This is a genomic window from Pseudoalteromonas sp. HM-SA03, from assembly GCF_002289345.1.
Classification (GTDB): Bacteria; Pseudomonadota; Gammaproteobacteria; order Enterobacterales; family Alteromonadaceae; genus Pseudoalteromonas.
On record NZ_NSDG01000082.1, the window covers coordinates 29,663 to 52,775 of the forward strand.

Below are 23,113 nucleotides of genomic sequence, written 5' to 3' on the forward strand. Positions count from 1 at the left end.
AAGCCCCCAAGGGGGAGTTATGAGCTTATTGTATCAACATGGCGATGCATTGCGTCGCTTTCATCTCGCGGTAGGTGAAGGACATCAATTGGGCATAGAGGAATATGGCTGCAGTGATGGCACACCACTTATCATGCTGCATGGTGGCCCAGGTCAGGGCCATTCTCGTAATGTGCTCGGTTATTTCAATCCGCAAAAATACCGCATCATCCTGTTTAGTCAGCGAGGCTGTGGCAACTCAACGCCTGCTGACTTTGGTAATATAAATACCGCGAACCTGCTGAAAGATATTCACTCCATTCGTGCGCATTTGGGGCTGCAAAAGGTTGTACTCGCCGGGGAGTCTTTCGGTGCCATGCTGGCACTTCTTTATGCTGAGCAACATCGTGAAGATGTCTTGGGGATGGTGTTGTGGTCGAGTTTTTTGGGCAATGAGGCGGACCTTCATTGGCTTTATGGCAGCCAAGGTGCCCCCGCGCAAATTTATCCAGAGCAGTACCTTGCCTTTGCACAAGGTGCACAAACTGTGGAATCCTTGCTAGACCATTATCATTCGGCACTCTTTGGCGAGGATGAATTACTCAAAAGAAAAGCGGCGCAGCGATGGTGTGAGTGGGATAACCTGATCACAACGGATAGTGATACGCAAGGTATTAGGCTTTGCAAAGCAGACAAACAGCTCAGTAAAGCACAGCATATGGTACATTTTTTTAGTCACCAGTGCTTTATCAAAACACAGCAAATTACGGCGGATGCACATCAGCTCAATCACTTACCTATCTGGTTTATTCACAGTCGGCATGATTTAATGTGTCGATACGCACCGGTTCATCAGTTAGCACAAAGTATTAAGGCGCAGTTGCTGATTTTGAATGGGGTTGGGCATTGTTGTGCTAACCCCGTTTATGCAGAAGCAATAAGGCGGGCGGCTGATCTATTACTGTGCAAAATTCAGCATCATTAGCAGTCACAAGAGGTAGGTAGTGCAAGGACTAATTCAAAGGGTCAGAGAAGCAAAGGTAGAAGTAGAAGGTGAGATTGTAGGTCAAATCGATCAGGGGATATTGTTACTATTAGGCGTTGAAAAGTCGGATACCGAGCAAACGGCGGATAAGTTACTGCACAAGGTAAGTAACTACCGTATTTTTACTGACGACAAGGGAAAAATGAATTTAAGTTTAAAAGACATTGAAGGCGAACTATTGGTTGTATCGCAATTCACCTTGGCGGCAGACACTAAAAAAGGCATGAGGCCAAGTTTTTCGAGCGCAGGAACACCTGAGCAAGCGAATACACTCTACGAATACTTTGTGGCTCAAGCTAAGGTAGCAGGGTTGAAAGTCGCGACGGGACAATTTGCTGCGGATATGAAGGTAAGTTTACTGAATGACGGCCCTGTGACTTTTAATTTTAGTGTTGAATAGTGATTTGACTTAAAAACTAGGGCCAGCCAGTGTTAGCGTTTAACCTCGATAATTATATTGGCGTAGTCCGGCACCTTTTCGACAAAGGGCTTTTTACCAAAGTTGGTAATTAATAAGTGTTGAAGTTGCTTGAGCTGCGACTCATGTTCAGTTAAAAAGTTGATATACAGTCGGCCCCCATCATTAATAGCAGCTCTGAGTAGGCGATAAAACTGGTGCTGAAACAAGAAAATGGGAGGCTCGAGTTCGCTAAATAAATCGAGCACAATCCAATCGTAGCGTTTGCCTTGTTGCAACGCTTTAAATACATCAACACAATTAACATCGCACAAAGGGTCGCCACCAAAGTAGCGTTTGTAACAATGGATCACATCTGGGTTGTTATCTATGGTGGTAATGTGACAATTTGGATAAGTGGTATTGAGGTAATCACGGATTGCACCCGCGCCAAGACCCAGCTCTAGTACGCTGGTTGGCGGGGTGACTTGCTGCCAACGACTCGCGAATGCTTTTAAATGAGGAAATAACAAGTGTTCCGGGTGGTTTAACTCCACAACGGATTGTAATGTGTTGTTTATCAGAAGCCATCTTAACGATTTATCTTGCCGCACTTGGATGCTATTTCTGCCTTGTTTATGCCAATATAGCAAGTGTCCTAGCTGATGGCTCTGGTCCACAAAATCGTTGCTGATAGTGCCTGAATGCGTAATAAATTCTCCCATGATAACATCATCATAGACGAGGATTTTGTGAATGCCAGCTTGTCCATCAGTTTTTACACTAAAGGATAAGTGTTTTGGCGCATTTTATTCCCTACACTGAGCTTATCTTGTAGGGTGTATCCGTACTAGATTCAAAGTCGTTTAACAGGCTAATAACAAAACAGGAGTCAGTGATGTTTGAGGTAACTTCACCACAAAGCAGCGAAGATTGGCAAGCCTATTACCAGTTACGCTGGCAGGTGTTAAGAGCGCCATGGGATCAACCTCGTGGCAGCGAACAGGATGATTTAGAACAAGAAGCCGAGCATCGCTATATTAAGAATAATGATGGTGAAGTGCTAGGCGTAGCTAGACTCCATTTTAACAATCATAAGCAAGCTCAAGTACGTTATATGGCCGTTGCGGAAGGGCATCGAGGTCATCATTTAGGCAGCCGTTTGTTACACGAGCTTGAGGTTATTGCTTGGACGCAAAAAGCAGAAGAGCTGGTTTTGTATGCTCGCGAGCGCGCGTTGTCATTTTATGAACGCCATGGCTATGAAGTGATTGAAAAGGCACACTTAGCCTATGGCGATGTGCAGCACTGGAAAATGGTAAAACAACGTCCTACGGAACCGGGTTGGTTTAGGCAACCAAATTGGACTCATGTATTACAAAATACTTGGCGCGAGTCTATTCCAATCAGTGATGCGATGGGGATTAAAGTTGAAAGTTATACCGACTGGCAGTTTTCCACTAAGGCAGACTTAAAAGCGAACCTCAACTTACATAACTCGATGTTTGCTGGCTCTATATATAGTATGGCGACGCTAACGGGATGGGGGGCAACGTATTTAGCACTTAAGGAACTCGGGTTAGAGGGAGATATTGTGCTAGCTGACGCCAATATTAAATATTTAAAGCCTCTGACCACGGCACCAGCGGCAACGGTTATCATTGCGGACTGCGAAGGTGAATTGCAAGCGCTAGAGACGGCTGGCAAAGCAAAATATGTGGTGCCAGTGAATGTTTACGATGGCGACATGCTGGTTGCCAAATTTGAGGGGCAGTTTGTGGTGATTAAACCGCAATAAGCAGAGAATTATTTTCAGCTTACCAAGCGAAAAAGCTCTGAGTGTTCAGAGCTTTTTTTGTATTCGAATGTGCTTAAAGAATATCAGTGAGCAGCACACCGATGCCGAGTCTTTGGGTATGTGTGTTGTAGTCTATTAAGCTTTCGCCGTAGCCATTAAAGTATTGTGTATAACCACGCAGCCTTCCCCAAATCGGGAATGACCAATCTAGCTGAATTGCACCGCGATTATCGCTGCTTAAATTATTGCGCCACATAAAGCCAAATTCATGCTCCTCGTGACGATATACCCCACTAAACTCGAAGTGACCTAAGTACTCGTCGATGTCTGGGTTGTCGTCTCCGCGTGGATCCAAAGCATTCTCTTTGCCATCTTCAGGTAAGCGATACCAAGGCTTAAAGCTGAATACAAAGCCTCGGTTTTCCCAGATGAAATTTGCGTAGATACGATTCCAAGAGCGGGAGTTTGGTTGACTGCGTCCGTTAGATTGGTGGGAAATCCCAAGTACAAAGGCCATCTCATCGCCCCACAGAACATTATCATCATCTAAAAAGTTAACCCAAAAGATTTCTGGTTCATAGTTGGTTTCACGAAATGGCGAAGACACATCTTTGTTATACAGCTGCCAATACGATTGCAGCGTAAAAGCAAAATAGATTGCCTGATCTTTATCTGAAAAGTTTTTATAAATAGGTGCTTTTAACGAGATTTGGTATTTGGCTTCAAAGTTGTCGATAGGCTCGCCGTCTTCATCGTCAATGGCTTTTAGACCGTCGAATGGTCTGCTGTTGACGTTGGTCATATAGGACACCGGCAAAATATAATTGCGCTTATGTGGTGTCAATACGTTACGGTTTTTTTCCGTTACACGTTCACGTGCCATGCGTTTATCTAATTGGCTTAAGGTTTTATCAGCATCAGCCTCGGCACATTCGGTACGGACCTGCTCTATGGTTTTGTCTTTTTCTCCAGTTAATACCGCGTTTAGCACGCACTGTTTGACTAAATCGATTTCATCTTCCCGTTGGGCTTCTTGAGCGTAAAGTGGCAAGGTAAGGAAGGCCAAAGCTGGTATTGATAAGTGTGTAAGATTCATTCTATGTGCGCCGAGAGTTAAGTACAATTGATTACATTATTAACCAATGATAATGAAAGGGAAATGAATCTCGAAGGTCAAAAATGTCAGAAAGCGAAATACGTACGAATAAGAAAAAGGTGGCGGCTATCGCCGCCATACCTTAGTAAGCGTTAAGCTAAACAAGCTGAGCTTATTTGCTTTGACTTACTCTCACGCAATCAAAGTACTCAAGTTAAAGCGTTTCAACTTGAGTAAAAAACTTATAAAGCTCAGTGCCTTGGTTCACACTTGCAGAGGCAAAGTGCAAAATAGCAATGGCATCTTCGTCTAACTTGATCTCATTTAAGGGCGTTTCTGATAAATAGCGCTCCATTCTGAGAATTTTAGCAATGGTTTGACCCGCTTTAATATGCTCTCCAAGCTTTGCCGTATATTCCACCATACCACCCATTGGGGCATAAAAGGCGCGATAATTTTCTAGTCGACAGACGTAACGGGTGATGTCTTGCGGCATAAAGTGTGCATCTTGAAAGGCCTGTTTATGGTTCAGGTAGCTCAAAATGCTATTAGCGTCATTCAATGCTTCCGCTAAATCAATTTTTTCTTGAGAGCCAAGCTCAACCGTAAACGCTTCGGTTAATACTGGGATCTCTCGGCCTATAGCCTGATAGGCTTGCTGCAAGTTCCACCATGGACAAAAACTTGCTTCATCCATTGCTCCATCAAAGTCACTTGGAATAAGTAACACATGTGGAATATCAAAATATCGAGCGCTGTCTTTTGCATACTCAGGACAATACAGGTGTTTTGCTGAAATTGGTCCCGTATGAAGGTCCAAAACAATCTCAGCCTCATGAGCTAGACGCTGTAAATTCAAGGCGATGCGCTTACCTGTCGTCAACCTATCTAAGGGCCCATCAAGTAGTGCTTGGGTGCGCTCAACTAATCGTTGGCGAAATTGCTGAGCGATTTCTGTTATTGATAGCGTCGGGTTTTGCTCCACAAACTCGGCAACTAACGCGGAGTGGTTGATGTACATTCGATTCCAATTCGTGCCCGTAATTGGATCGAAACGTCCTAAGGTAAACTCACCAGATTTCTGATTACAACCAATCGGGTTTGCGTAAGGCACTAAGGTGATGTCCGCTTTTAATGACAACTGCTTCAACTGTTCCAGCAGTTGATAAATCACTGCATTACCTTGCACTTCAGCGCCATGCATATTCGCTTGAATATACACCTTAGGCCCACTGCCATCGCCTTTGATGCGATAGACTGGAATAGTCAAAGGCAGACCATTGGCAATTTCACCAACCTGAATATGTTGTTGTGTAATGGTATTCATGTTTACCTCAAATAACTTGAAGCGGGCTCTGCTTCACGGACACAGCTGATTTCTCCAGCTGAGATGATGTACTCTGCTGGGAGCTCATGACATAAAAAGAACGGCATACTTTCGGTGTAGCCGTAGGCGCCACATTGACTGAAAACAAGCCAATCGCCCTCGCTACTGTCGCTTGGTAAGGCTAGGGTTCCTAATTTATCCAATGCTGTACAAAGTGGGCCATGAATATGAAAGTCTGTGACCTCAGCTTGAGACTGGCGTAACAATTCAGCTGGGAACGCTTGTCTGGTAACGGCTGGACGCAGCAGGTGATTGACACCGCCAGCGACAATCAGTTGTTGTTCACCGTAGTTTTGCTTTTGTTCCACCACAGGGTTGAGATAAAAACCACATTCGCCAACCGCATAGCGGCCTAATTCCATCCATAATTCTTCCACTTGCGTGGCGGATTTTATTAATGCGAGCGCGCCTAATAATTTTCGCCAATCGAGGGAAGGGCTTTGCCTATCATAGGGAATGCCAAGGCCGCCACCTAAGTCGAGTACCTGTAGAGTAATCCCTAAATCAGCAGCGAGCTGAACTAAAGGTGCAACCATAGCCTGCCAAAGTTCAGCGAGTGTATCGCTGCAGAGCATATTGCCCCACTGGAAAATATGCAGTCCGACAAAGTCTAGGTGGGTGTAGTCACTTAAAGTTAGGGCTTGCCACTGCTCTGTGCCAAGACCAAAAGGAGTTAGCGTATTGCCACCAAGTGGATTGTGTTCTGCTTTATCAAAGCGTAACTGCACCCGCAGTAAAACTTCAAATTGAAGCTCAAACTCTTCGGCCACTTGATTTAACCAGCGTACTTGATTGTGACTTTCAGCCACGAAAATACGTACGCCTTGTGTGGCAAAATGACGGATCTGCTTTAGCGATTTGGCAGGACCTGTGTTGAGCACGCGTTCAGGTGCGATCCCTTGAGATAACACCTGATCAAGCTCGCCGCTAGATGCCACATCAAAGTTAAACCCAGCGTTATCTAGGGTTTGAATGATATGTGATAACGGATTCGCTTTTACGGCATACCAAAGCTTAACGATTTGCTGATCAACTAAGGGCTTAACATGCGCACTTAGCTTATCTAAATCGTAGCAAAAGAGAGGCGTGTCCTGTTGCTGGATCAATGCCTCAGCTGCGGTTCGCTGTGACGTGCTCAACCAAGTCATTAGCGTAGAACCTCTTCCAGCGCCAGTGATGCATCACTTTGTTCATCACGGTATTTTATGATAAGTGCGCATGACATACTTAGTCCTTGCTCTCGTGCCCACTCACTTGAGGCTGGACGGGAGCCTGGGATCACTATCGCGTTTTCAGGGATGGCTTCACCTTTGTCAAGCAAGCGCTCGTTTACGCAGTCATAGACAGGAATACTTGCTGAAAGGCGCACACCCGGTGCTAATACGGCACCGCGTTTAACAACAACCCCTTCAACCAATACACAGCCTGCACCAATAAAGGCATCGTCTTCAACAACAACAGGGCTTGCTCCAACTGGTTCTAATACGCCACCTACTTGCACCGCTGCGCTAAGGTGGACATTTTTACCAATTTGCGCGCAAGAACCAACCAACGCATGACTATCTACCATAGTACCTGAATCAATATAGGCACCAATGTTGACATAAGCCGGTGGCATAATGATTGTGCCCGCTGCAACGTAAGCGCCACGTCTTACACTGCTTCCGCCAGGAACCATACGAACACCATTTTGTGCAGCAAATCCGCGTGGTGCTAAGTTATCCTTATCAACAAATCCACCTGGGAATTCCGTATTTACGCCATTTCTAAATGCCTCAAGGATCCCTTGTTTTACTTCTACGTTAGCATGCCAATGGCCTTGCTCATCCTGTGTTGCAGCACGTACTGTGCCATTTTCTAAATCGTTTAGTAGGGTTAACCAGCTCATATTTACTGCCTTAGTTCCAAGATAAAATCGTTTCGTTCGCGCGAGTGATCGCATCGGTATGGGTGAGTTCCAAATGTGTCAGTGGCGGGCGCAAGTTAGGACTTGTGAGCTTGCCCTGTAAATGCATTAATATTTTGACCGGAATAGGGTTTGCCACTGCAAATAAGCTATTTGCAGCTTCTGACCAGATGGTAAATAAATTAGGAGAAGTGCCGTTTAACGAGCGCCTTACAAATTCCGCGGTTTGCTGCGGCCATGCGTTTGCTGCGACAGACACCAGACCCGTTGCACCTGCTTGTGCAAAGTAGGGCATTAAGCCATCGTCGCCGCTATAGATTGCGACATCAGGCGCTGCCTGACGAAATGCTTCAAAGGTGGCAATATCACCACTGGCTTCTTTTAGTGCCCACAGATTAGGGTGGCAAGCTAGCTCGCCGAGTAGTTCAGGAGCGATAGCAACGGCACTGCGACCAGGTACATTGTAGAGCATGCAAGGGTTGTGGCTCTCATCGAGTAGTGTACTAAACCAATGCGCCAGACCAACTTTGCCGGGCTTTGCGTAGATTGGTGAGCCAAGTAAGAGCGCATGAATGGGCTGCGTATTACAAAAGCGCACCCATTGCGATTGCTGCTCAAGATTACTGCCGCCAACGGCAATCATAAGTGGTACGCTTGGCGCGAGCTGACAAACAAACTCAACGATTTGTTGCTGCTCTTGATCGCGTACAAGTGCCGTTAATGCGTCAAAATCAACCTGATTTTCAGCATCAAAAGGTGTTACTAAGGCCGTCCACAATGGATAGTCAGATAAGTTGAATTGTGATTTCATCTCTACCGAACTTAAATCATGTTCGGAGTTAGGAGGGTGTCCAAACTTCGAACCGTTAAAATTCGAAGAGCAGTGGACTTAAAAAGGATAAGGCAGCCAATGGCCTTATTTTTCTAAGACCAGAAGCTCTCCACCAAGTATGTTGGTGACAGTCGCTGGGATTCAGCCCAGTCGCCCGAAACGAGTATTAGCAAACAATAACTCAATTTCTCGGCGTATATTCCCCTCACTAAGCTGCAACGGAGTTTGCTCTCCTTCACTTAGTTACCTGAATAACGCACCTCTTCCAGCCCTCAATTTGACGCCGTGGCATCAAACTATCTAAATAGGGTGAACGCGCATTGAAACATTTTGGCCGTCTAGGTGTCAAGTATTGGACTGTAAATAATACGATTGTTAACTACACTTAACACTGCAGCTGAGACAATGCTATGAGATGAAAAATAAAAATATGTCGTTAATAAATAAAGTTAAAAATCGTTATATCGGGGCATTACTTGCTATGGCTATATTGTTGTCGATGGCGATGGGGGTTATGCAATATCTACTGTATCAGCAGAGCCAAGATGCACACGTAATTAATATTGCGGGTATGCAGCGGATGTTGTCCCAACGTATCGCGCTATATGGTGCGCAAGGCAATCAACGAGATAGTGAGGCGCTACGTCAAGCCATTGATAAGTTTGAAAGTAATCATGAGTTTTTAACTAAAACAGAAAGTAGTGGGGAGGCTATTTATCTGAATGAGGCCCTTGAAGCGCTTTACTACCATGGAGCCGTGCCGTTGGATGTGCAGAGTAAAGCTTTTATTACCTTAACAAGGGCTCAATTACAGCAGCCAGCTCCCCAATTGTTGACACAAACTTTTACTGCATCTCAGCATTTACTTCCAAACCTTAATGAGGCCGCTTCACTATTCGAGCAACATGCGCGAAGTAACACAGAGATGGTGAGGAAAATAGAGTTGTTAATTTGGCTGCTTGGAGTGTTGTTACTGTTTATTGAAGCGAAATTTATATTTCACCCGATGGCACGAGAAATTGCTGAAGCATTCGACAAATTAGAGGCTGCAAGAAAGCTTGCCGACGATGCACTACACTCAAAATCACGATTTTTAGCGCGTGTCAGTCACGAGCTAAGAACGCCATTGCAGGCCATTCAGGGGTATTTAGATGAATATTTGAATAACAAAGACACCCAGCAATTACAGTATGTGAAAAGTTCAGTAAATCAATTAGATATATTACTTTATTCCGTTCAAGACTTTAATAACCTTTCCGAGCAAGAAGTGGTAATTGAGCGCCATCAAGTCGCGTTGCGAGAAGTAATAAAGTCGGCCTGTATTGCCTGTCAATTAACCGCACATAAGAAATCTCTCGCTTTTAATTTGGCGTTGAGTAATGAGTTAGATGTGACTTGTTATTGTGATAGTAAGCGAGTTGGTTGGTTGATCAGTGAATTAGTCAATAATGCAATTAAATTTACTGAGCGCGGTAGTATTCAAGTATTTGCAGATCTGGTTGTGGATGACGATGTGCCATATTTAGAATTTGTTGTTGAAGATACTGGGCCTGGGTTTGACTATCAGCAGTTACGAGAGGCTGTGCATAGCGAGCACTTTCAAGGCACACAGTTAGGGCTTAAGCGTTGCCAATTACTCACTTCAGCGCTTGGAGGGCGGTTAGATTTTATTGCAAGGGAACCTGCCGGTACAAGAGCAGTCCTGAGAATCCCTATTGAAATTGACAATCAACAGGTGCCAGCTCGTACAATGGAGCTGGTGTCGGCTCGCATTTTACTGGTGGAAGATAATTTACTAAATGCACGCGTGATTGAAAAAATGCTTCAGCCTATAGCCAAATTGGTAACGCATGTCGAACATGGTGAAAGTGCCCTTGAAGTATATGAAGAGGGGAAGTTTGACATCGTGCTAATGGATTTAAATATGCCAGTGATGGATGGATTTGAAGCTACTAAGCGTTTGAGAGCGCTAGATTCGGCTGTGCCTATTTTGGTCGTGACCGCAAATACGAGTGCGGAGGATTTGGATAAGGTCTATGCACTCGGTGCAACGGCTCATTTGTATAAGCCGTTGCAACCGGATGTGCTGCATAGCAAAGTGGCGCTATTGCTAGATGAATGTGGAGACTTAGTCTCGTCTTAAACGAATATTTCCAACCCCGACTTCTGCATCGATGGAATACTGGCCTTGACCACGATAGTCTGTTGTTGAGCCAACCATACTCTTCTCGGAAGTTTCTACGTTGCCAAAACCTGACATTGCCGTTTTACCAACACCTGAATCTAAAGACACCTTTTTGAAATCGGCGACGGTAGTCTCAATTTTAATTTTTCCTACGCCTACCTCTAAATCAGCAGAGTTATTAAGATCTTGAATATCAATTTTGCCAACGCCAACCTCAACATCTAAAGCCAAATTAACAGGCACCTTAACTTGCCAAGATAGTTCATAATCATCAGAATTGATCTCGAGTGATAACTTATCCCCTGATGTGTTGCTGTTTAGGGTAGCTTCACTCACATCGGGTTTACTAAACCAACTGTCTGACTCTTTCGGTTCAACCAAAATTTCGACCTCTATGGTGTCGCCGTTGTAAGTTTGTAGGTCGATTTTACCTACGGCAATATCCACTTCTAACTCGGCTAGGCTATTGCTTGGAAATGATGCTGAAATGGTTTTTGAATCTTTTGCTTGTGCAGTCATTGCCGCTGCACTTAATGCTAAAACTAACGCTAACTTTTTCATTATTCTTTACCTTCAACGAGAGTGTTTGAAAGGTAAGTCGCACATAAAAATGAAAAGGTTTAAAAAGATTATTATTTTTTTAGGGCGTGTTGATGGAAGTACCTGCTTTACACGCCCACAAAGTAAACGACTTACCTTTTTGCAAGATAGCGCTGAGTGTTATAGTCGGGTGACTGAATAGCCATTGTTTTTAAGCTGCTCAACAAGGCCATATTTCTCAACGAGATGCAATGCGCCAACGGCAATAAACATTGATTCATTAGGGAGTTGTTTTTTTAGCACTTCGATCCAGTTATTATTGCGTTCAATGATCATCAGTTGCTCGGCTAATTTGCCATATTTATCATCCGAAAAACTTACCTGATAGTAATGCGATAACTTCTCTAAATCGCCGCTTCGCCATGCGGAAACTAAATCCAAGAAGTAGGTATTCAAATCTGACATCTGTGCAAATGTTTCCTTGAGCATCGCATTACTATGAATACTAAGCTGACTGAACATTTCAAGCTGATATTCTAAGGTTTCAAATTCACCAATTGGGATCTTCTTGTCGTTTGCATAGGCAATTACTTGTTTATCGATGCCATTAGTATCGGTAAATCCGAGCTTTTGATATTCCAGTTGTAGCATAGTTACCATCACGGCCCATGGTGCGTAGCGTTCAAATAAGGCGATATCTATCTGCTTTTTGGAAAAATAATCTTGCAGCTTCTGATAGACTTCTGCAGAGAGCTGATCTTTTAGTGTTTGGTTGTTTTTTAACAGCATAAATGGCATGGAGCGCTGTTGGATCGCAAATGGAGAAAGCGCCTCTAAGTTCACTTCAACCATGACTCTATCACTGCTCGCAATGGCGCTTTTTACCTTGGTCGGTAAACCTTGCATTTGTTTGTCACCGACGTGCACGGTACCAAATAAGTACGACGTTTTGTTGTCCTTTTCTATTTTCCACAGGCCAACTTCTGCGTTGGCGAGATTACTGAAAAGGCTTAAGCAAAGATAAATAAATAACAATGGTGAAAATACTTTAACCATAGTAAGGATCCCTGTTGGTTTTAAAGGGTCAGTCTGCGATATTGAAATATGAATGTCACTAAAAAATGAAGTGCGTTGAGGCCGTAGAAAAAATTTCATATAGGCAAATCGAGAAAGTAAATTTTTCGTTATATCGAAACTGAACCAATAGAAAATTCGCATTTTAAAATTTGTAGTTGTTTTAATTCTTTTGTTTGTGTATTTGTGGTTTTTTTATGCATCAAGTTAAGGTTTTTAATTTTAAATAGCATAGTTTTTTGTGTTGACTTAAGTGTGCAAGGCGCGGTATTAATAGAAAAAGAGGCAGCACAGTGCTTACACTGGATGATTGCCAAGTTTAAATTTACGGAATTCAAGCAATGTTACTAATAGCAACTCTACTAGTCGTGATTATCAACGTGGTGATTATTATTACCGCGGGGGCTAGTTAGTGCTGTAAGAAAAGTATCAGCATAAACGCCCCCCGCACCAAAAGGTTCGGGGGGCGTTTTCGTTTTAGGGCATAAAAAGGCAACTGAGAGCAGATCATGAGCAATTCAACAACCGGTGCACAACTTGTTATCAAGGTGCTAGAAGAGCAAGGCGTTAAACATGTATTTGGTTACCCTGGTGGTGCCATCATGCCCATTTATGACGCTTTGTATGGCGCACCAGTTAAGCATTATTTGACTCGCCATGAGCAAGGTGCTGGTTTTGCTGCTGTTGGGTATGCTCGCAGTACAGGCAAACTTGGGGTTTGTTTCGCCACTTCTGGACCTGGCGCGACGAATCTTATCACCGCACTTGCTGATGCCATGATGGATTCTGTTCCGCTATTGGCTATCACTGGGCAAGTGCCGACCGCTGCTATCGGTTCGGATGCCTTTCAAGAGGTGGATGTACTGGGTATGTCTTTGTCATGTACCAAGCACAGCTACATGGTTGAGCGAACAGAAGACTTGGCTGAAGTATTACAAGAAGCCATGTACTTAGCGCAGTCTGGCCGGCCCGGTCCTGTGTTGGTCGATATTCCTAAAGATATTCAGTTAGCTAAAGTACCTTTTCATCCTTTTGCTGCGCCACAAGACGAACAGCCGAGGGTTTCGCAAACTGAAGTAGCAAAAGCCAATCAATTATTATGTGACGCTAAACGACCTGTTGCCTACATTGGCGGCGGCGTGCAGAGTGCCGATGCGCAGTCACAGCTGATGCAATTTTTAGAAAAGACCCATATGCCGGCAGTATCGACGCTAAAAGCCTTGGGCAGCGTAACGCCGGACTATGATTATGACTTAGGAATGCTCGGTATGCACGGTACTCAAGCGGCGAATCTGGCGGTTCAGCAATGCGACTTGTTGGTATGTATCGGGGCGCGGTTTGACGACCGTGTCACGGGAAACTTGGCAAAGTTTGCTGCAGGGGCAAAGGTGATCCATTTAGATATCGACCCTGCAGAAGTGGGTAAACGAAAACCCGCAGCCGCTTCGCTTATTGCAGACTTAAAACAGTCATTGCCGCAACTTGAGTGTGTGGTTACGAATAGNATAGCGAATGGCTAGAGACTATCGAAGTACTGCAACGTCAACATGCATGGCGTTATGACTATCCTGGCGAAAAAGTATTTGCACCGTATTTGTTAAATCAACTTAGCCAAAAGCTACCCAATACAGCAGTAGTGTGCTGCGATGTAGGCCAACATCAAATGTGGGTGGCGCAGCACATGAAATTCAGCCATCCAAGCAATCACCTAAGCAGTGGTGGCGCTGGTACGATGGGATTTGGTTTACCTGCTGCAATTGGTGCACAGATAGCACGTCCAGATAACACGGTGATCACGGTATCTGGCGACGGCTCCATCATGATGAATATTCAAGAGTTGGCAACCATCCGCCGTAATAACCTGCCAGTTAAAATATTGATATTAGACAACCAAAGGCTGGGTATGGTGAGACAGTGGCAGCAACTCTTTTTTGACGGTCGTTACAGTGAAACCGACCTGTCAGACAATCCAGACTTTGTCTCGTTGGCTGCCGTGTTCGGTATTCCAGGGCAGACAATTACCCATGCAAATCAAGTAGATGATGCCGTTGACGCCATAGTGAATGCGCAAGGGCCCTATATTTTACATGCTTGTATCGACGATAAAGAAAACGTATGGCCGCTTGTTCCACCTGGTGCTGCCAATGATGAAATGATGACGGAGAGCCTTTCATGAAACACCATTTAACCGTTGCAGTAAAACAACAGAGCATCGCAGTGGAGCGCTTTTTACGCGTAGCCAGACATCGCGGATTTCGCTTAACGAATTTGGAATTACAAGGTCAAGATGACTTATTCCACGTCAAAATGACCGTAGATAGTGATAAACCTATCTATTTATTAACCTCACAACTGAGTAAGCTAGTAGAAGTGCAAGCGGTTGACTTGCATACACTACAGAAACAGGCAATTTAGAAGAATTAAGGTAGTTAACAATGACACAAACATCAGAAGTAATTTGGCATAACGGTGAAATGGTTCCTTATTTTCAAGCGACCACCCATGTGCTTAGTCATGCTTTACATTATGGCAGCTCAGTTTTTGAAGGGATCCGTGCTTACGATACGCCAAATGGTCCAGCTGTTTTTCGCTTAACCGATCATATTCAGCGCCTCTTTGATTCTGCAAAGATCTACCGTATGGAAATTCCTTTTACCAAAGAGGAAGTAGTCGCAGCGTGTAAAGAGACTATCCGCGCAAATGACTTTACCAATGCTTACCTTCGCCCATTTGCATTTTTGGGTCATGTAGGCCTTGGTTTAAATCCGAAATCGCACCGTGCAGACATGACCGTTGCTGCGATGGAATGGGGTGCATACCTTGGTGAAGAAGGCTTAGCACAAGGTGTTGATGTGTGTGTTTCTTCTTGGAGTCGCCTCGCACCAAATACCATGCCTACTGCGGCTAAAGCGGGTGGTAACTACTTATCTTCACAGCTTATTTCAGGTGAGGCGAAGCGTAATGGTTATGTTGAAGGGATCGCACTTGATGTTAATGGTTACCTGAGCGAAGGCGCTGGTGAGAACTTATTTGTTGTGAAAAAAGGCGTGCTTTATACCCCGCCAACCACAGCTTGTATTCTACCTGGTCTCACGCGCGACACTATCATCCATTTGGCGAAAAAACGCGGTTATGAAGTACGTGAAGAGCCGATCGCTCGTGAAGCGCTTTATCTTGCTGATGAGTTCTTTATGGTTGGTACCGCAGCGGAAGTAGTACCTGTTCGCAGCGTAGACAAAATTACCGTGGGTAATGGTGGTAGAGGTCCAATTACGGAAGAGTTACAGCAGGCCTATTTCGCTTTGGTTAAAGGTCAAGCTGATGACGAAAATGGCTGGTTAGAGTACGTAAACGAATAATTTTATTGGTATCGGGGTCAAACGCCCCGAACAAAAGCGCATTGTAAATTGTGGGAATGAGGAACTCGGCATAGCCGAGAAAAAGGTGAAACATGGCTAAATTACGGAGCAAGACAACTACTGAGGGCAGACAACGCGCGGGTGCTCGTGCATTGTGGCGAGCAACGGGAATGACGGACAGTGATTTCCATAAACCGATCGTTGCGGTCGTGAATTCATATACCCAATTTGTTCCGGGTCATGTTCACCTCAATCAACTTAGCGCATTGATGGCTGATGCGATAACAGAAGCAGGCGGCGTACCTCGCGAATTTAATACCATTGCTATTGATGATGGTATCGCCATGGGTCACGGCGGCATGCTTTACTCGCTTCCGTCTCGAGACTTAATTGCAGATTCGGTAGAGTACATGGTTAATGCTCATTGTGCCGATGCTATGGTCTGCATTTCTAACTGCGACAAAATCACCCCTGGCATGCTACTTGCCGCACTGCGGTTGAATATTCCGGTGATCTTTGTTTCCGGCGGCCCGATGGAAGCGGGAAAAACTCGTTTAGCGGATATCGATCTAAAATTGGATCTTGTCGATGCCATGGTAAAAGGCGCAGATCCAACGGTGAGTGATGAAGACTCTGAGCAAGTTGAGCGCTCAGCTTGTCCTACTTGTGGTTCGTGTTCAGGCATGTTTACTGCCAACTCCATGAACTGTCTTTTAGAAGCGCTGGGCTTAGCGTTACCTGGTAATGGTACGACACTAGCGACACACAAAGACCGCCAACAGCTTTATTTGGGCGCAGCAAATCGCATCATGGCTTTGTGTGATGAATACTATGGTAAAGACAATGAGCAAGTGCTGCCACGCAACATTGCTAACCAAGCCGCATTTATGAACGCCATGACATTAGATATCGCGATGGGTGGTTCATCCAATACCGTGCTGCATTTATTGGCGGCAGCGCAAGAAGGCTTTGTCGATTTTGATATGAATGACATAGATCGCTTATCTCGTAGCACACCTTTTTTATGTAAAGTTGCTCCGGCAACACAACAGTATCACATTGAAGACGTTCATCGTGCTGGCGGCATTATGGCCATTCTCAACGAGCTGGCGAGTGGCGATAAATTGGACCTGTCGGTGGGGCATGTTGCTGGCGGAAATCTAGGTGAAGTTATTGCGCGTTGGAATGCCGCAGACAGTGATAACGAACGGGCACAAACTTTCTATCGCGCGGGACCTGCTGGGATCCGCACTACCCAAGCTATGAGCCAAGAGTATCGCTGGGATGAGCTTGATTTAGACCGTGAAGGCGGCTGTATTCGCTCTATCGAGCATGCCTTTAGGCAAGATGGCGGCCTTGCAGTATTGAAAGGTAACTTAGCGCCCGATGGTTGTATCGTGAAAAGTGCCGGGGTGGCCGATGAAATGCTGCGCTTTACGGGGCCCGCTGTAGTATTTGAATCTCAAGACGATGCCGTCGAGGGGATACTGGGTGGCCAAGTTAAGAAAGGCGATGTAGTGATCATTCGCTACGAAGGGCCTAAAGGTGGTCCGGGTATGCAAGAAATGCTGTATCCAACTAGCTATCTTAAATCGATGGGGCTAGATAAAGACTGCGCTTTACTTACCGATGGTCGTTTTTCCGGCGGTACTTCTGGACTTTCTATTGGCCATGCGTCTCCAGAGGCTGCCAGTGGTGGCAATTTGGCGCTGGTTGAAAACGGCGATGTTGTCGCCATCGACATCTATAACCGCAGCATTGACGTTAAATTGGACGACACCGAGTTGGCGCTGCGCCATGAAAAGCAACTCGCTCGTGGTAAAGAAGCGTACAAACCAGTTAACAGAGAACGTTATGTGAGTCCCGCACTAAAAGCCTATGCACTGTTAGCAACGAGTGCAGACAAAGGCGCGGTACGTGACTTACAAAAACTAGAGGAGTTAGGCTAGCGATGGTTTCCCAAGAGCTTGATTACTTTAGAGCCATTATTCAGGCGAATGTAGCACCGCTCGTTGAGGTAACGCAAGTGAATCAACTAGAGCAAATGTCCGCCCAGCTTGGTAACCAAATTTGGCTAAAAAGAGAGGACCAACAGCCGGTCTATTCTTTCAAATTGCGTGGTGCGTATAACAAGCTACGTCAGTTGCCGAAAGGATCGCGGGTGTATACCGCTTCTGCGGGTAATCATGCTCAAGGGGTTGCACTAAGTGCAACGCATCTAGGTCAGCACGCCACGATTGTTATGCCTGTGACTACGCCAGAGATCAAGGTCAACGCGGTTCGTAAGCTCGGTGGTGAAGTGATCTTACACGGCTATCACTTTGATGCGGCAAAGCAGTACGCGCTAGATCTTTGTGAAGCGCAAAATGGTGTTTTTGTCCCGCCATTTGATGATAAAGATGTGATCATCGGCCAAGGTACGGTGGCGCGAGAGTTAATTCAGCAACTTGATGAACTAGACGTCGTATTTATTCCCGTAGGAGGTGGGGGGTTGCTTGCGGGAATGGCAGTGTATTTGAAGTCACTTCGCCCTGATATCCGTATTATTGGGGTAGAAGCTGAGGACAGTGCATGCCTTAAAGCTGCACTTGAAGCGGGAGAACCTGTGGAGCTTGAGCGAGTCGGTGGCTTTGCGGACGGCGTGGCGGTAAAGCTTATTGGTACAGAAACTTTTCGATTAGCACAAAAGTTTTGTGATGAAGTCGTTACGGTTAATGCCGATGAAATTTGTGCGGCGGTTCAAGATATTTTTGTGGAGACGAGAGCAACTGCAGAGCCTTCTGGCGCGTTATCAACCGCGGGTTTGAAGAAGTGGCTCACGCAAACGGGCGAAAAGGGGCTGAGTGTTGCGGCTATCTTGTCAGGCGCTAATTTAAACTTCGATCGGTTGAGATATATCGCCGAAAGAACGGCGCTAGGTGCTAAACATGAAGCATTGCTCGGGGTGACGATTCCAGAGGAAAAAGGCAGCTTTAAGCGTTTTTGTCACTCTCTTGGTGGCCGAGCGATCACCGAGTTTAATTATCGCTATGCTGGCTGTGGCGAAGCGCAAATTTTTGTTGGTGTTGGGCTTAGAAATGGCCAACAAGAGCTAACCGAGTTAACTGCCTCGTTGCATCAAAATGGCTATCTGTTTGATGACTTATCAGATAACGAACTGGCAAAGTTACATGTGCGATATATGGTAGGCGGCAAACCGCCGAGCGTCATGAATGAACGTTTATTGCGGTTTGAATTTCCTGAATATCCGGGCGCATTAGCGCGCTTTTTAGACATGCTCGGCTGTAATTGGAATATTACTTTATTTCATTATCGCAATCACGGTGCGGCACAGGGGAATGTATTAGCCGCCTTTGAAGTAGAGCCCAGTGATTATGAGCGCTTTGATGAACATCTTGCAAAGTTAGCGTATCAGTTTCAAGAAGAAACAGATAACCCGTGTTTTACACGCTTTTTGCATGGCGAGCAGTTAGCAAAGCAAAAGGCTGGATAATAAGTACTGAATTAGGTACGTTGGTAATGAAAGTACCTAATTTTATCTGTGAATTACATGAATAAAAAAAGAAATAACAAAGACATCTTCATAACGTTAGTTGCTAGGCTTTTACTGCTTGCGGGCTTATATTTTGGTGCGAGCGCGCTTTGGCCTAATCTGATCGAACACACATTTTTCTTGCCAATTGCGTTTGCAATAACAGTGATATCGGTCGTATTCCAAGGTGATATCGGTACTAACAGACGCCTTGAGCAAATGTTATTAAAAGAGGGCGAGAAGTTAACTCTCATCTACGGGGCAAGTAAAATTATGATGCCAATAGCGCAAGTTGAGTCTGTCGCTATTGATGAGAATTACCTTGGGATCATTGAGAAGAATAATGGTAATGGCTATGACATTATCTGCAAAGCCAGCCAAGAGCAGATCTATCATCACCTTAAGAACATACTAGGTACACATATAGAGAATTGCAAAGTACAACTGCTTTGAACCCTAGTCAGTGAAAGTCGTACTTAACTCACTGCCATATTCAATACTTACCCAATCTTAATGGCAGCCTGAACGGTTTAAACTATAGTTAGCTATTATCAGCTAAAAAACGCAAGGATATGATGTTTCATTACTGTGCTGCGTTATCGCTTCTCTTATTTTGCATACCGGTTGCTGCACTTGAAAAAGTCACGTTACAGTTAAAGTGGACGCATCAATTTCAGTTTGCGGGTTATTATATGGCAAAAGAAAAGGGGTTTTATCAAGAAGCTGGATTAGACGTTCATATTCTCCCTGCCGATCCCAATAATCCTAACGTTGATTTTCGTGTGTTATATGGTCAAGCTCAGTTTGGTGTATTTCACTCAGGCCTTTTAAAACAAAGACTCAATGGTAAACCCTTTGTGGCACTTGCAGCCGTGCTACAGTCTTCTCCTTACTGCTGGATGGTGAGGGCTGACAGTGATATTTATGTTCCTCGAGATTTTCAGGGGAAACGTCTCAGTCATTTAGGTCACACTGAAAACGGCGAATTACTTATGATGTTGCAACGTGCTGGCGTCAATACACAAAATATGCGCTTGTATTCAGGCAGTGAGCCACTGAAAGACTTTATCGCGGGTAAATTTGATGCGATGCAAGTTTATAGCACCAATGAGCCCTATGCAGTACAGCAAAGCGGTCTATCAACCCGTGAAATTTGCCCTAAGCAATTTGGTTTAAACGTTTATGCTGACGTGCTCTTTACTACGGAAAGCGTACTAGAAAACCGTCCTGAGCTTGTTAAGCGTTTTCGTCGTGCGAGCCTCAAAGGTTGGCGATACGCTATGTTACATCTAGAAGAAACCTTAGCGATCACTAAGCAGCAGTACGCTACCCAAAAAACTTTAGAACAGCTCGCATTTGAGGCAGAGAAGTTAAGGGAATTCATAAAAGTGGCCAATATTCCAATTGGAACAATGTCGACGGCAAAATGGCAATGGATAGCACAGCTATACCACTTAGATGTGAGTCAATTTCATGAACACAAAGCGCGCTTTATTTATTCAGAAGTGAAGAATGAACAACCTAAGTTATCTTGGGTGTTGATTATTGCAGCGATTTTGACATTGGTTTGTATTCCCATGTATATCCACTTAATTTTTTCTCGTAAATATCACCAACAATTACGCTAGAATAAGGATATTGTTTTTCTGACAACTGTGGCCATTGTGGAACCGAGTAAACGTTTTCAACTTCTAGATAAATTATTATGCGATACCCGACAATATTGGCAGGTCGTTGCTTTTGAGCACCTCACTATTCCTTGGCCACAACTACAATCTGAATTACTGCGGTTAAGCGATGACGCAGTTTCAACATTAGATAATGACACTGATGCTCTTTTTACTTTTTTTAGTCGCTATATCCCCGAACTTGAACAACTTACGCTCTTAAGTGCTTTACCGCAAAAAATAGGCCGTAGAGATGAGTTACCATTTTGGCTGAGTAATGGCATAAAAGGACGTAAATTAGAGCAACTTCAAGACTTTGTTGCCGCAGTAAATGAAACCAAAGCATCGGTACTAGAGTGGTGCGCAGGTAAAGGTCATTTAGGTCGATTGCTTTCTTATCATGGCGCACCTGAGGTGAACAGTATTGAGCTTCAAGCGGATCTGTGTCGACAAGGAGAGGAAAGCGCGAAGCGACAAAATCTAAACTTACATTTTCATTGTGCCGACGTGCTGAAAGATGACATGCATCACCACTTCGTTGAAAACCGCCATGGTATTGCCCTGCATGCATGTGGTGAATTACATCGTGTTTTTATGCACCAAGCAGTGGCGAATGGCATGAAAAAGCTATCGCTCTCTCCGTGCTGCTATCACTTATTTACACCACCTGATTATCAAGCCATGAGCGTTGAAGCACAGCAGAGCCAACTCAATTTATCTCATCACGATATGAAGCTAGCGCTGCAAGAGACAGTTACAGCACCCGGGAGAGTGGCGCAAGTACGTAAAAAAGAGGTGAGTTGGCGCTTAGGATTTGATGCGCTGCGCAGAGAATTCACTGCTGATAAACATTACGTGAGTGTGCCTTCGGTCAATAAGGCTATTTTTTCGGGGTCGTTTAGTGAATTCTGTTATTGGGCAGCCGAACAGAAGCAGCTCGTCCTGCCTGATGGAATTGATTTTGACCAATATGAACGTATTGGGCGCGAACGAAAACAAGTAACGGACAGAATTGAGCTAGTACGACACGTGTTTCGTCGCGCGATTGAGATCTGGTTGGTCCTGGATAGGGTTTTATATCTGCAAGCAGCTGGGTATGATGTCACCCTTAGTACTTTTTGCGAAAAGTCACTCACCCCAAGGAATATTTTGATACAGGCTGAACGTCAGTCGGAGAACCATTAATGTGTAATACGAGCCCAAGTCCGCTGAGTCACTTACTCGATAATAATAAGCAGTGGGCAGATCGCACCAATGCCAGTGATCCTGAGTTTTTCAAAAAACTGTCGCAACAACAGAATCCAGATTATCTATGGATTGGCTGCTCTGACTCTCGTGTGCCTGCCAACGAGATTGTTGACTTAATGCCTGGAGAATTGTTTGTTCACCGCAATGTTGCCAATGTCGTGGTGCATACTGATCACAACTGTCTGTCGGTCATGCAGTATGCGGTTGAGGTGCTCAAAGTAGATCACATTATGGTGGTCGGTCACTACGGTTGCGGTGGAGTGCAAGCGGTGCTCGATAATGCTAAGTTTGGCCTTATCGATAACTGGCTGCGTCATGTCGCTGATGTGAAAGAGAAACACCAAGCCATTATTGAACAAGTGAGTAAAGAAAAGCAGTGTGCGGCACTTTGTGAGCTAAATGTGATTGAACAGGTGCGTAATGTGTGTCAGAGCAATATCGTTCAAGATGCTTGGCAGCGAGATCAAGCTTTGACGGTACACGGGTGGGTTTATGGCCTTGCTGATGGCCTCTTAAATGAGGTGGTGAACGCCGTAGAAAATATGGAGCAACTGTCGCTTTGCTATGAAAAGTCTCTGCTTGGTGTGAACCAACGCTATTGCTAGGGTCAACAGAGTTTAGAGATTGCGTGCGCCACAAGCGCACGCTTTACTATCCGAAGCTGTGGTTGCTTATTCCGGCGAGTCGGATGCTTGGCTGGCAAGTTGTGCTTCTAACTGCGCCACTTTTTCTTCAAGTTCAACCAATTTTTCACGTGTGCGGATCAGCACTTTGCTTTGAATATCAAACTCTTCTCTGCTAACAAAATCCATTTCTGATAATTTGTTCTGGATCGCCTGTTTCGTTCTTGCTTCAAATGTTTCAGCAAGATTCTTTACGCCCTGTGGCATGTTACTGGAAATTTGCTTAGCAATTTCTTCAATTTTGGCTGGATTAATCATCTTCTTACCTTAGCTTGCGAGTCAGTATACAAAGTCCATCTTACCTTATGCGTCGCAGACGGAAAAGGTTCGCTTCATAGTTTTACATGGATACGGTAAACTAGGGCCTGTTTATAAGAATTCCTCA

The 23,113-nt window shown here is 44.8% G+C and carries 21 protein-coding genes, 1 pseudogene and 1 riboswitch; of the genes and pseudogenes, 13 read left to right on the plus strand and 9 right to left on the minus strand.

Annotated features, from left to right (window positions below):
- Window positions 1-19: 19 nt before the first annotated feature.
- Both CKO50_RS16245 and dtd read left to right on the plus strand, forming a co-directional pair.
- Window positions 20-964 carry an alpha/beta fold hydrolase gene (locus CKO50_RS16245; RefSeq protein ID WP_095729000.1) on the plus strand — a complete coding sequence of 315 codons (945 nt, stop codon included), beginning with the start codon at window positions 20-22 and terminating at the stop codon, window positions 962-964.
- 19 nt (window positions 965-983) lie between these two features.
- On the plus strand, window positions 984-1,424 hold the full coding sequence (gene dtd / locus CKO50_RS16250) for a D-aminoacyl-tRNA deacylase (RefSeq protein WP_095729001.1): 441 nt from the start codon (window positions 984-986) through the stop codon (window positions 1,422-1,424).
- Between the two features lie 32 nt (window positions 1,425-1,456).
- On the opposite strand, the gene CKO50_RS16255 is transcribed toward dtd, so the two are convergent.
- The gene (locus tag CKO50_RS16255) at window positions 1,457-2,146 is read right to left on the minus strand and encodes a spermidine synthase (RefSeq protein WP_095729002.1); all 690 of its coding nucleotides are present in this window, start codon (window positions 2,144-2,146) and stop codon (window positions 1,457-1,459) included.
- A gap of 173 nt (window positions 2,147-2,319) precedes the next feature.
- Here CKO50_RS16255 and CKO50_RS16260 point away from each other — a divergent pair, with 173 nt between their 5' ends.
- The gene (locus CKO50_RS16260) at window positions 2,320-3,219 is read left to right on the plus strand and encodes a bifunctional GNAT family N-acetyltransferase/hotdog fold thioesterase (RefSeq protein WP_095729003.1); all 900 of its coding nucleotides are present in this window, start codon (window positions 2,320-2,322) and stop codon (window positions 3,217-3,219) included.
- Between the two features lie 73 nt (window positions 3,220-3,292).
- Here CKO50_RS16260 and CKO50_RS16265 read toward each other — a convergent pair whose 3' ends face one another.
- From CKO50_RS16265 to CKO50_RS16285, 5 genes are all read right to left on the minus strand, one after another.
- Window positions 3,293-4,315 carry a phospholipase A gene (locus tag CKO50_RS16265; protein WP_095729004.1) on the minus strand — a complete coding sequence of 341 codons (1,023 nt, stop codon included), beginning with the start codon at window positions 4,313-4,315 and terminating at the stop codon, window positions 3,293-3,295.
- Window positions 4,316-4,529: 214 nt separating this feature from the next.
- Complete coding sequence (locus CKO50_RS16270) at window positions 4,530-5,642, minus strand: succinylglutamate desuccinylase/aspartoacylase family protein (RefSeq protein WP_095729005.1); 1,113 nt, start codon at window positions 5,640-5,642, stop codon at window positions 4,530-4,532.
- 2 nt (window positions 5,643-5,644) lie between these two features.
- Entirely contained in the window at window positions 5,645-6,850 is a 1,206-nt protein-coding gene (locus CKO50_RS16275) for a PLP-dependent decarboxylase (RefSeq protein ID WP_095729006.1), read from the minus strand.
- Window positions 6,850-7,590 carry a 2,3,4,5-tetrahydropyridine-2,6-dicarboxylate N-succinyltransferase gene (locus CKO50_RS16280; protein WP_095729007.1) on the minus strand — a complete coding sequence of 247 codons (741 nt, stop codon included), beginning with the start codon at window positions 7,588-7,590 and terminating at the stop codon, window positions 6,850-6,852. The genes CKO50_RS16275 and CKO50_RS16280 overlap by 1 nt, the downstream gene beginning before the upstream one ends.
- Window positions 7,591-7,600: 10 nt before the next feature.
- The gene (locus CKO50_RS16285; RefSeq protein ID WP_095729008.1) at window positions 7,601-8,419 is read right to left on the minus strand and encodes a dihydrodipicolinate synthase family protein; all 819 of its coding nucleotides are present in this window, start codon (window positions 8,417-8,419) and stop codon (window positions 7,601-7,603) included.
- Window positions 8,420-8,534: 115 nt separating this feature from the next.
- Window positions 8,535-8,713: riboswitch (Lysine riboswitch) on the minus strand.
- 142 nt (window positions 8,714-8,855) lie between these two features.
- Between CKO50_RS16285 and CKO50_RS16290 the strand changes: the two genes are divergently transcribed.
- Window positions 8,856-10,583: a response regulator gene (locus CKO50_RS16290; protein WP_095729009.1), complete on the plus strand. Its 1,728-nt coding sequence runs from the start codon at window positions 8,856-8,858 to the stop codon at window positions 10,581-10,583.
- Here the strand turns inward: CKO50_RS16290 and CKO50_RS16295 are convergent.
- Both CKO50_RS16295 and CKO50_RS16300 read right to left on the minus strand, forming a co-directional pair.
- The gene (locus tag CKO50_RS16295) at window positions 10,569-11,186 is read right to left on the minus strand and encodes a hypothetical protein (RefSeq protein ID WP_095729010.1); all 618 of its coding nucleotides are present in this window, start codon (window positions 11,184-11,186) and stop codon (window positions 10,569-10,571) included. The two genes, CKO50_RS16290 and CKO50_RS16295, sit on opposite strands and share 15 nt — an antisense overlap.
- Before the next feature lie 159 nt (window positions 11,187-11,345).
- Window positions 11,346-12,221: a TraB/GumN family protein gene (locus CKO50_RS16300; protein WP_095729011.1), complete on the minus strand. Its 876-nt coding sequence runs from the start codon at window positions 12,219-12,221 to the stop codon at window positions 11,346-11,348.
- A 527-nt stretch (window positions 12,222-12,748) separates the two neighbouring features.
- Here CKO50_RS16300 and ilvG point away from each other — a divergent pair.
- From ilvG to can, 9 genes and pseudogenes are all read left to right on the plus strand, one after another.
- A pseudogene (gene ilvG, locus CKO50_RS16310) lies at window positions 12,749-14,415 on the plus strand (acetolactate synthase 2 catalytic subunit).
- The gene (ilvM, locus tag CKO50_RS16315; protein WP_010376329.1) at window positions 14,412-14,654 is read left to right on the plus strand and encodes an acetolactate synthase 2 small subunit; all 243 of its coding nucleotides are present in this window, start codon (window positions 14,412-14,414) and stop codon (window positions 14,652-14,654) included. The pseudogene ilvG and the gene ilvM overlap by 4 nt, the downstream one beginning before the upstream one ends.
- Before the next feature lie 20 nt (window positions 14,655-14,674).
- Window positions 14,675-15,598, plus strand: coding sequence for a branched-chain amino acid transaminase (locus CKO50_RS16320; protein ID WP_095729013.1), 924 nt, complete (start codon window positions 14,675-14,677; stop codon window positions 15,596-15,598).
- 92 nt (window positions 15,599-15,690) lie between these two features.
- Window positions 15,691-17,547 (plus strand): dihydroxy-acid dehydratase, encoded by a 1,857-nt coding sequence (ilvD, locus tag CKO50_RS16325; RefSeq protein WP_095729014.1) that lies wholly within the window; start codon window positions 15,691-15,693, stop codon window positions 17,545-17,547.
- Between the two features lie 2 nt (window positions 17,548-17,549).
- Window positions 17,550-19,091 carry a threonine ammonia-lyase, biosynthetic gene (gene ilvA / locus CKO50_RS16330; protein WP_095729015.1) on the plus strand — a complete coding sequence of 514 codons (1,542 nt, stop codon included), beginning with the start codon at window positions 17,550-17,552 and terminating at the stop codon, window positions 19,089-19,091.
- Between the two features lie 57 nt (window positions 19,092-19,148).
- Window positions 19,149-19,583 (plus strand): hypothetical protein, encoded by a 435-nt coding sequence (locus CKO50_RS16335; protein WP_095729016.1) that lies wholly within the window; start codon window positions 19,149-19,151, stop codon window positions 19,581-19,583.
- 122 nt (window positions 19,584-19,705) lie between these two features.
- Window positions 19,706-20,758 carry an ABC transporter substrate-binding protein gene (locus CKO50_RS16340; RefSeq protein ID WP_095729017.1) on the plus strand — a complete coding sequence of 351 codons (1,053 nt, stop codon included), beginning with the start codon at window positions 19,706-19,708 and terminating at the stop codon, window positions 20,756-20,758.
- Between the two features lie 27 nt (window positions 20,759-20,785).
- A complete protein-coding gene (locus CKO50_RS16345) occupies window positions 20,786-21,982 on the plus strand; it encodes a methyltransferase (protein ID WP_095729018.1) in 1,197 nt (398 codons plus the stop codon).
- Window positions 21,982-22,650, plus strand: a complete 669-nt coding sequence (gene can, locus CKO50_RS16350; protein ID WP_095729019.1) for a carbonate dehydratase — start codon at window positions 21,982-21,984, stop codon at window positions 22,648-22,650. The genes CKO50_RS16345 and can overlap by 1 nt, the downstream gene beginning before the upstream one ends.
- 66 nt (window positions 22,651-22,716) lie before the next feature.
- Here the strand turns inward: can and CKO50_RS16355 are convergent, their stop codons facing one another.
- Window positions 22,717-22,986: an accessory factor UbiK family protein gene (locus CKO50_RS16355; protein WP_095729020.1), complete on the minus strand. Its 270-nt coding sequence runs from the start codon at window positions 22,984-22,986 to the stop codon at window positions 22,717-22,719.
- Between the last annotated feature and the right edge of the window lie 127 nt (window positions 22,987-23,113).

What these genes read in the sequence shown, in the direction of transcription:
- CKO50_RS16290 (WP_095729009.1), top strand. Translation starts at nt 8,856, where the DNA reads ATGAAAAATAAAAATATGTCGTTAATAAATAAAGTTAAAAATCGTTAT.
- CKO50_RS16255 (WP_095729002.1), bottom strand. Translation starts at nt 2,146, where the DNA reads ATGGGAGAATTTATTACGCATTCAGGCACTATCAGCAACGATTTTGTG.
- CKO50_RS16275 (WP_095729006.1), bottom strand. Translation starts at nt 6,850, where the DNA reads ATGACTTGGTTGAGCACGTCACAGCGAACCGCAGCTGAGGCATTGATC.
- CKO50_RS16355 (WP_095729020.1), bottom strand. Translation starts at nt 22,986, where the DNA reads ATGATTAATCCAGCCAAAATTGAAGAAATTGCTAAGCAAATTTCCAGT.
- CKO50_RS16295 (WP_095729010.1), bottom strand. Translation starts at nt 11,186, where the DNA reads ATGAAAAAGTTAGCGTTAGTTTTAGCATTAAGTGCAGCGGCAATGACT.
- CKO50_RS16245 (WP_095729000.1), top strand. Translation starts at nt 20, where the DNA reads ATGAGCTTATTGTATCAACATGGCGATGCATTGCGTCGCTTTCATCTC.
- ilvD (WP_095729014.1), top strand. Translation starts at nt 15,691, where the DNA reads ATGGCTAAATTACGGAGCAAGACAACTACTGAGGGCAGACAACGCGCG.
- CKO50_RS16285 (WP_095729008.1), bottom strand. Translation starts at nt 8,419, where the DNA reads ATGAAATCACAATTCAACTTATCTGACTATCCATTGTGGACGGCCTTA.
- ilvA (WP_095729015.1), top strand. Translation starts at nt 17,550, where the DNA reads ATGGTTTCCCAAGAGCTTGATTACTTTAGAGCCATTATTCAGGCGAAT.
- CKO50_RS16260 (WP_095729003.1), top strand. Translation starts at nt 2,320, where the DNA reads ATGTTTGAGGTAACTTCACCACAAAGCAGCGAAGATTGGCAAGCCTAT.
- CKO50_RS16335 (WP_095729016.1), top strand. Translation starts at nt 19,149, where the DNA reads ATGAATAAAAAAAGAAATAACAAAGACATCTTCATAACGTTAGTTGCT.
- CKO50_RS16320 (WP_095729013.1), top strand. Translation starts at nt 14,675, where the DNA reads ATGACACAAACATCAGAAGTAATTTGGCATAACGGTGAAATGGTTCCT.
- ilvM (WP_010376329.1), top strand. Translation starts at nt 14,412, where the DNA reads ATGAAACACCATTTAACCGTTGCAGTAAAACAACAGAGCATCGCAGTG.
- CKO50_RS16265 (WP_095729004.1), bottom strand. Translation starts at nt 4,315, where the DNA reads ATGAATCTTACACACTTATCAATACCAGCTTTGGCCTTCCTTACCTTG.
- CKO50_RS16280 (WP_095729007.1), bottom strand. Translation starts at nt 7,590, where the DNA reads ATGAGCTGGTTAACCCTACTAAACGATTTAGAAAATGGCACAGTACGT.
- CKO50_RS16340 (WP_095729017.1), top strand. Translation starts at nt 19,706, where the DNA reads ATGTTTCATTACTGTGCTGCGTTATCGCTTCTCTTATTTTGCATACCG.
- CKO50_RS16270 (WP_095729005.1), bottom strand. Translation starts at nt 5,642, where the DNA reads ATGAATACCATTACACAACAACATATTCAGGTTGGTGAAATTGCCAAT.
- CKO50_RS16300 (WP_095729011.1), bottom strand. Translation starts at nt 12,221, where the DNA reads ATGGTTAAAGTATTTTCACCATTGTTATTTATTTATCTTTGCTTAAGC.
- can (WP_095729019.1), top strand. Translation starts at nt 21,982, where the DNA reads ATGTGTAATACGAGCCCAAGTCCGCTGAGTCACTTACTCGATAATAAT.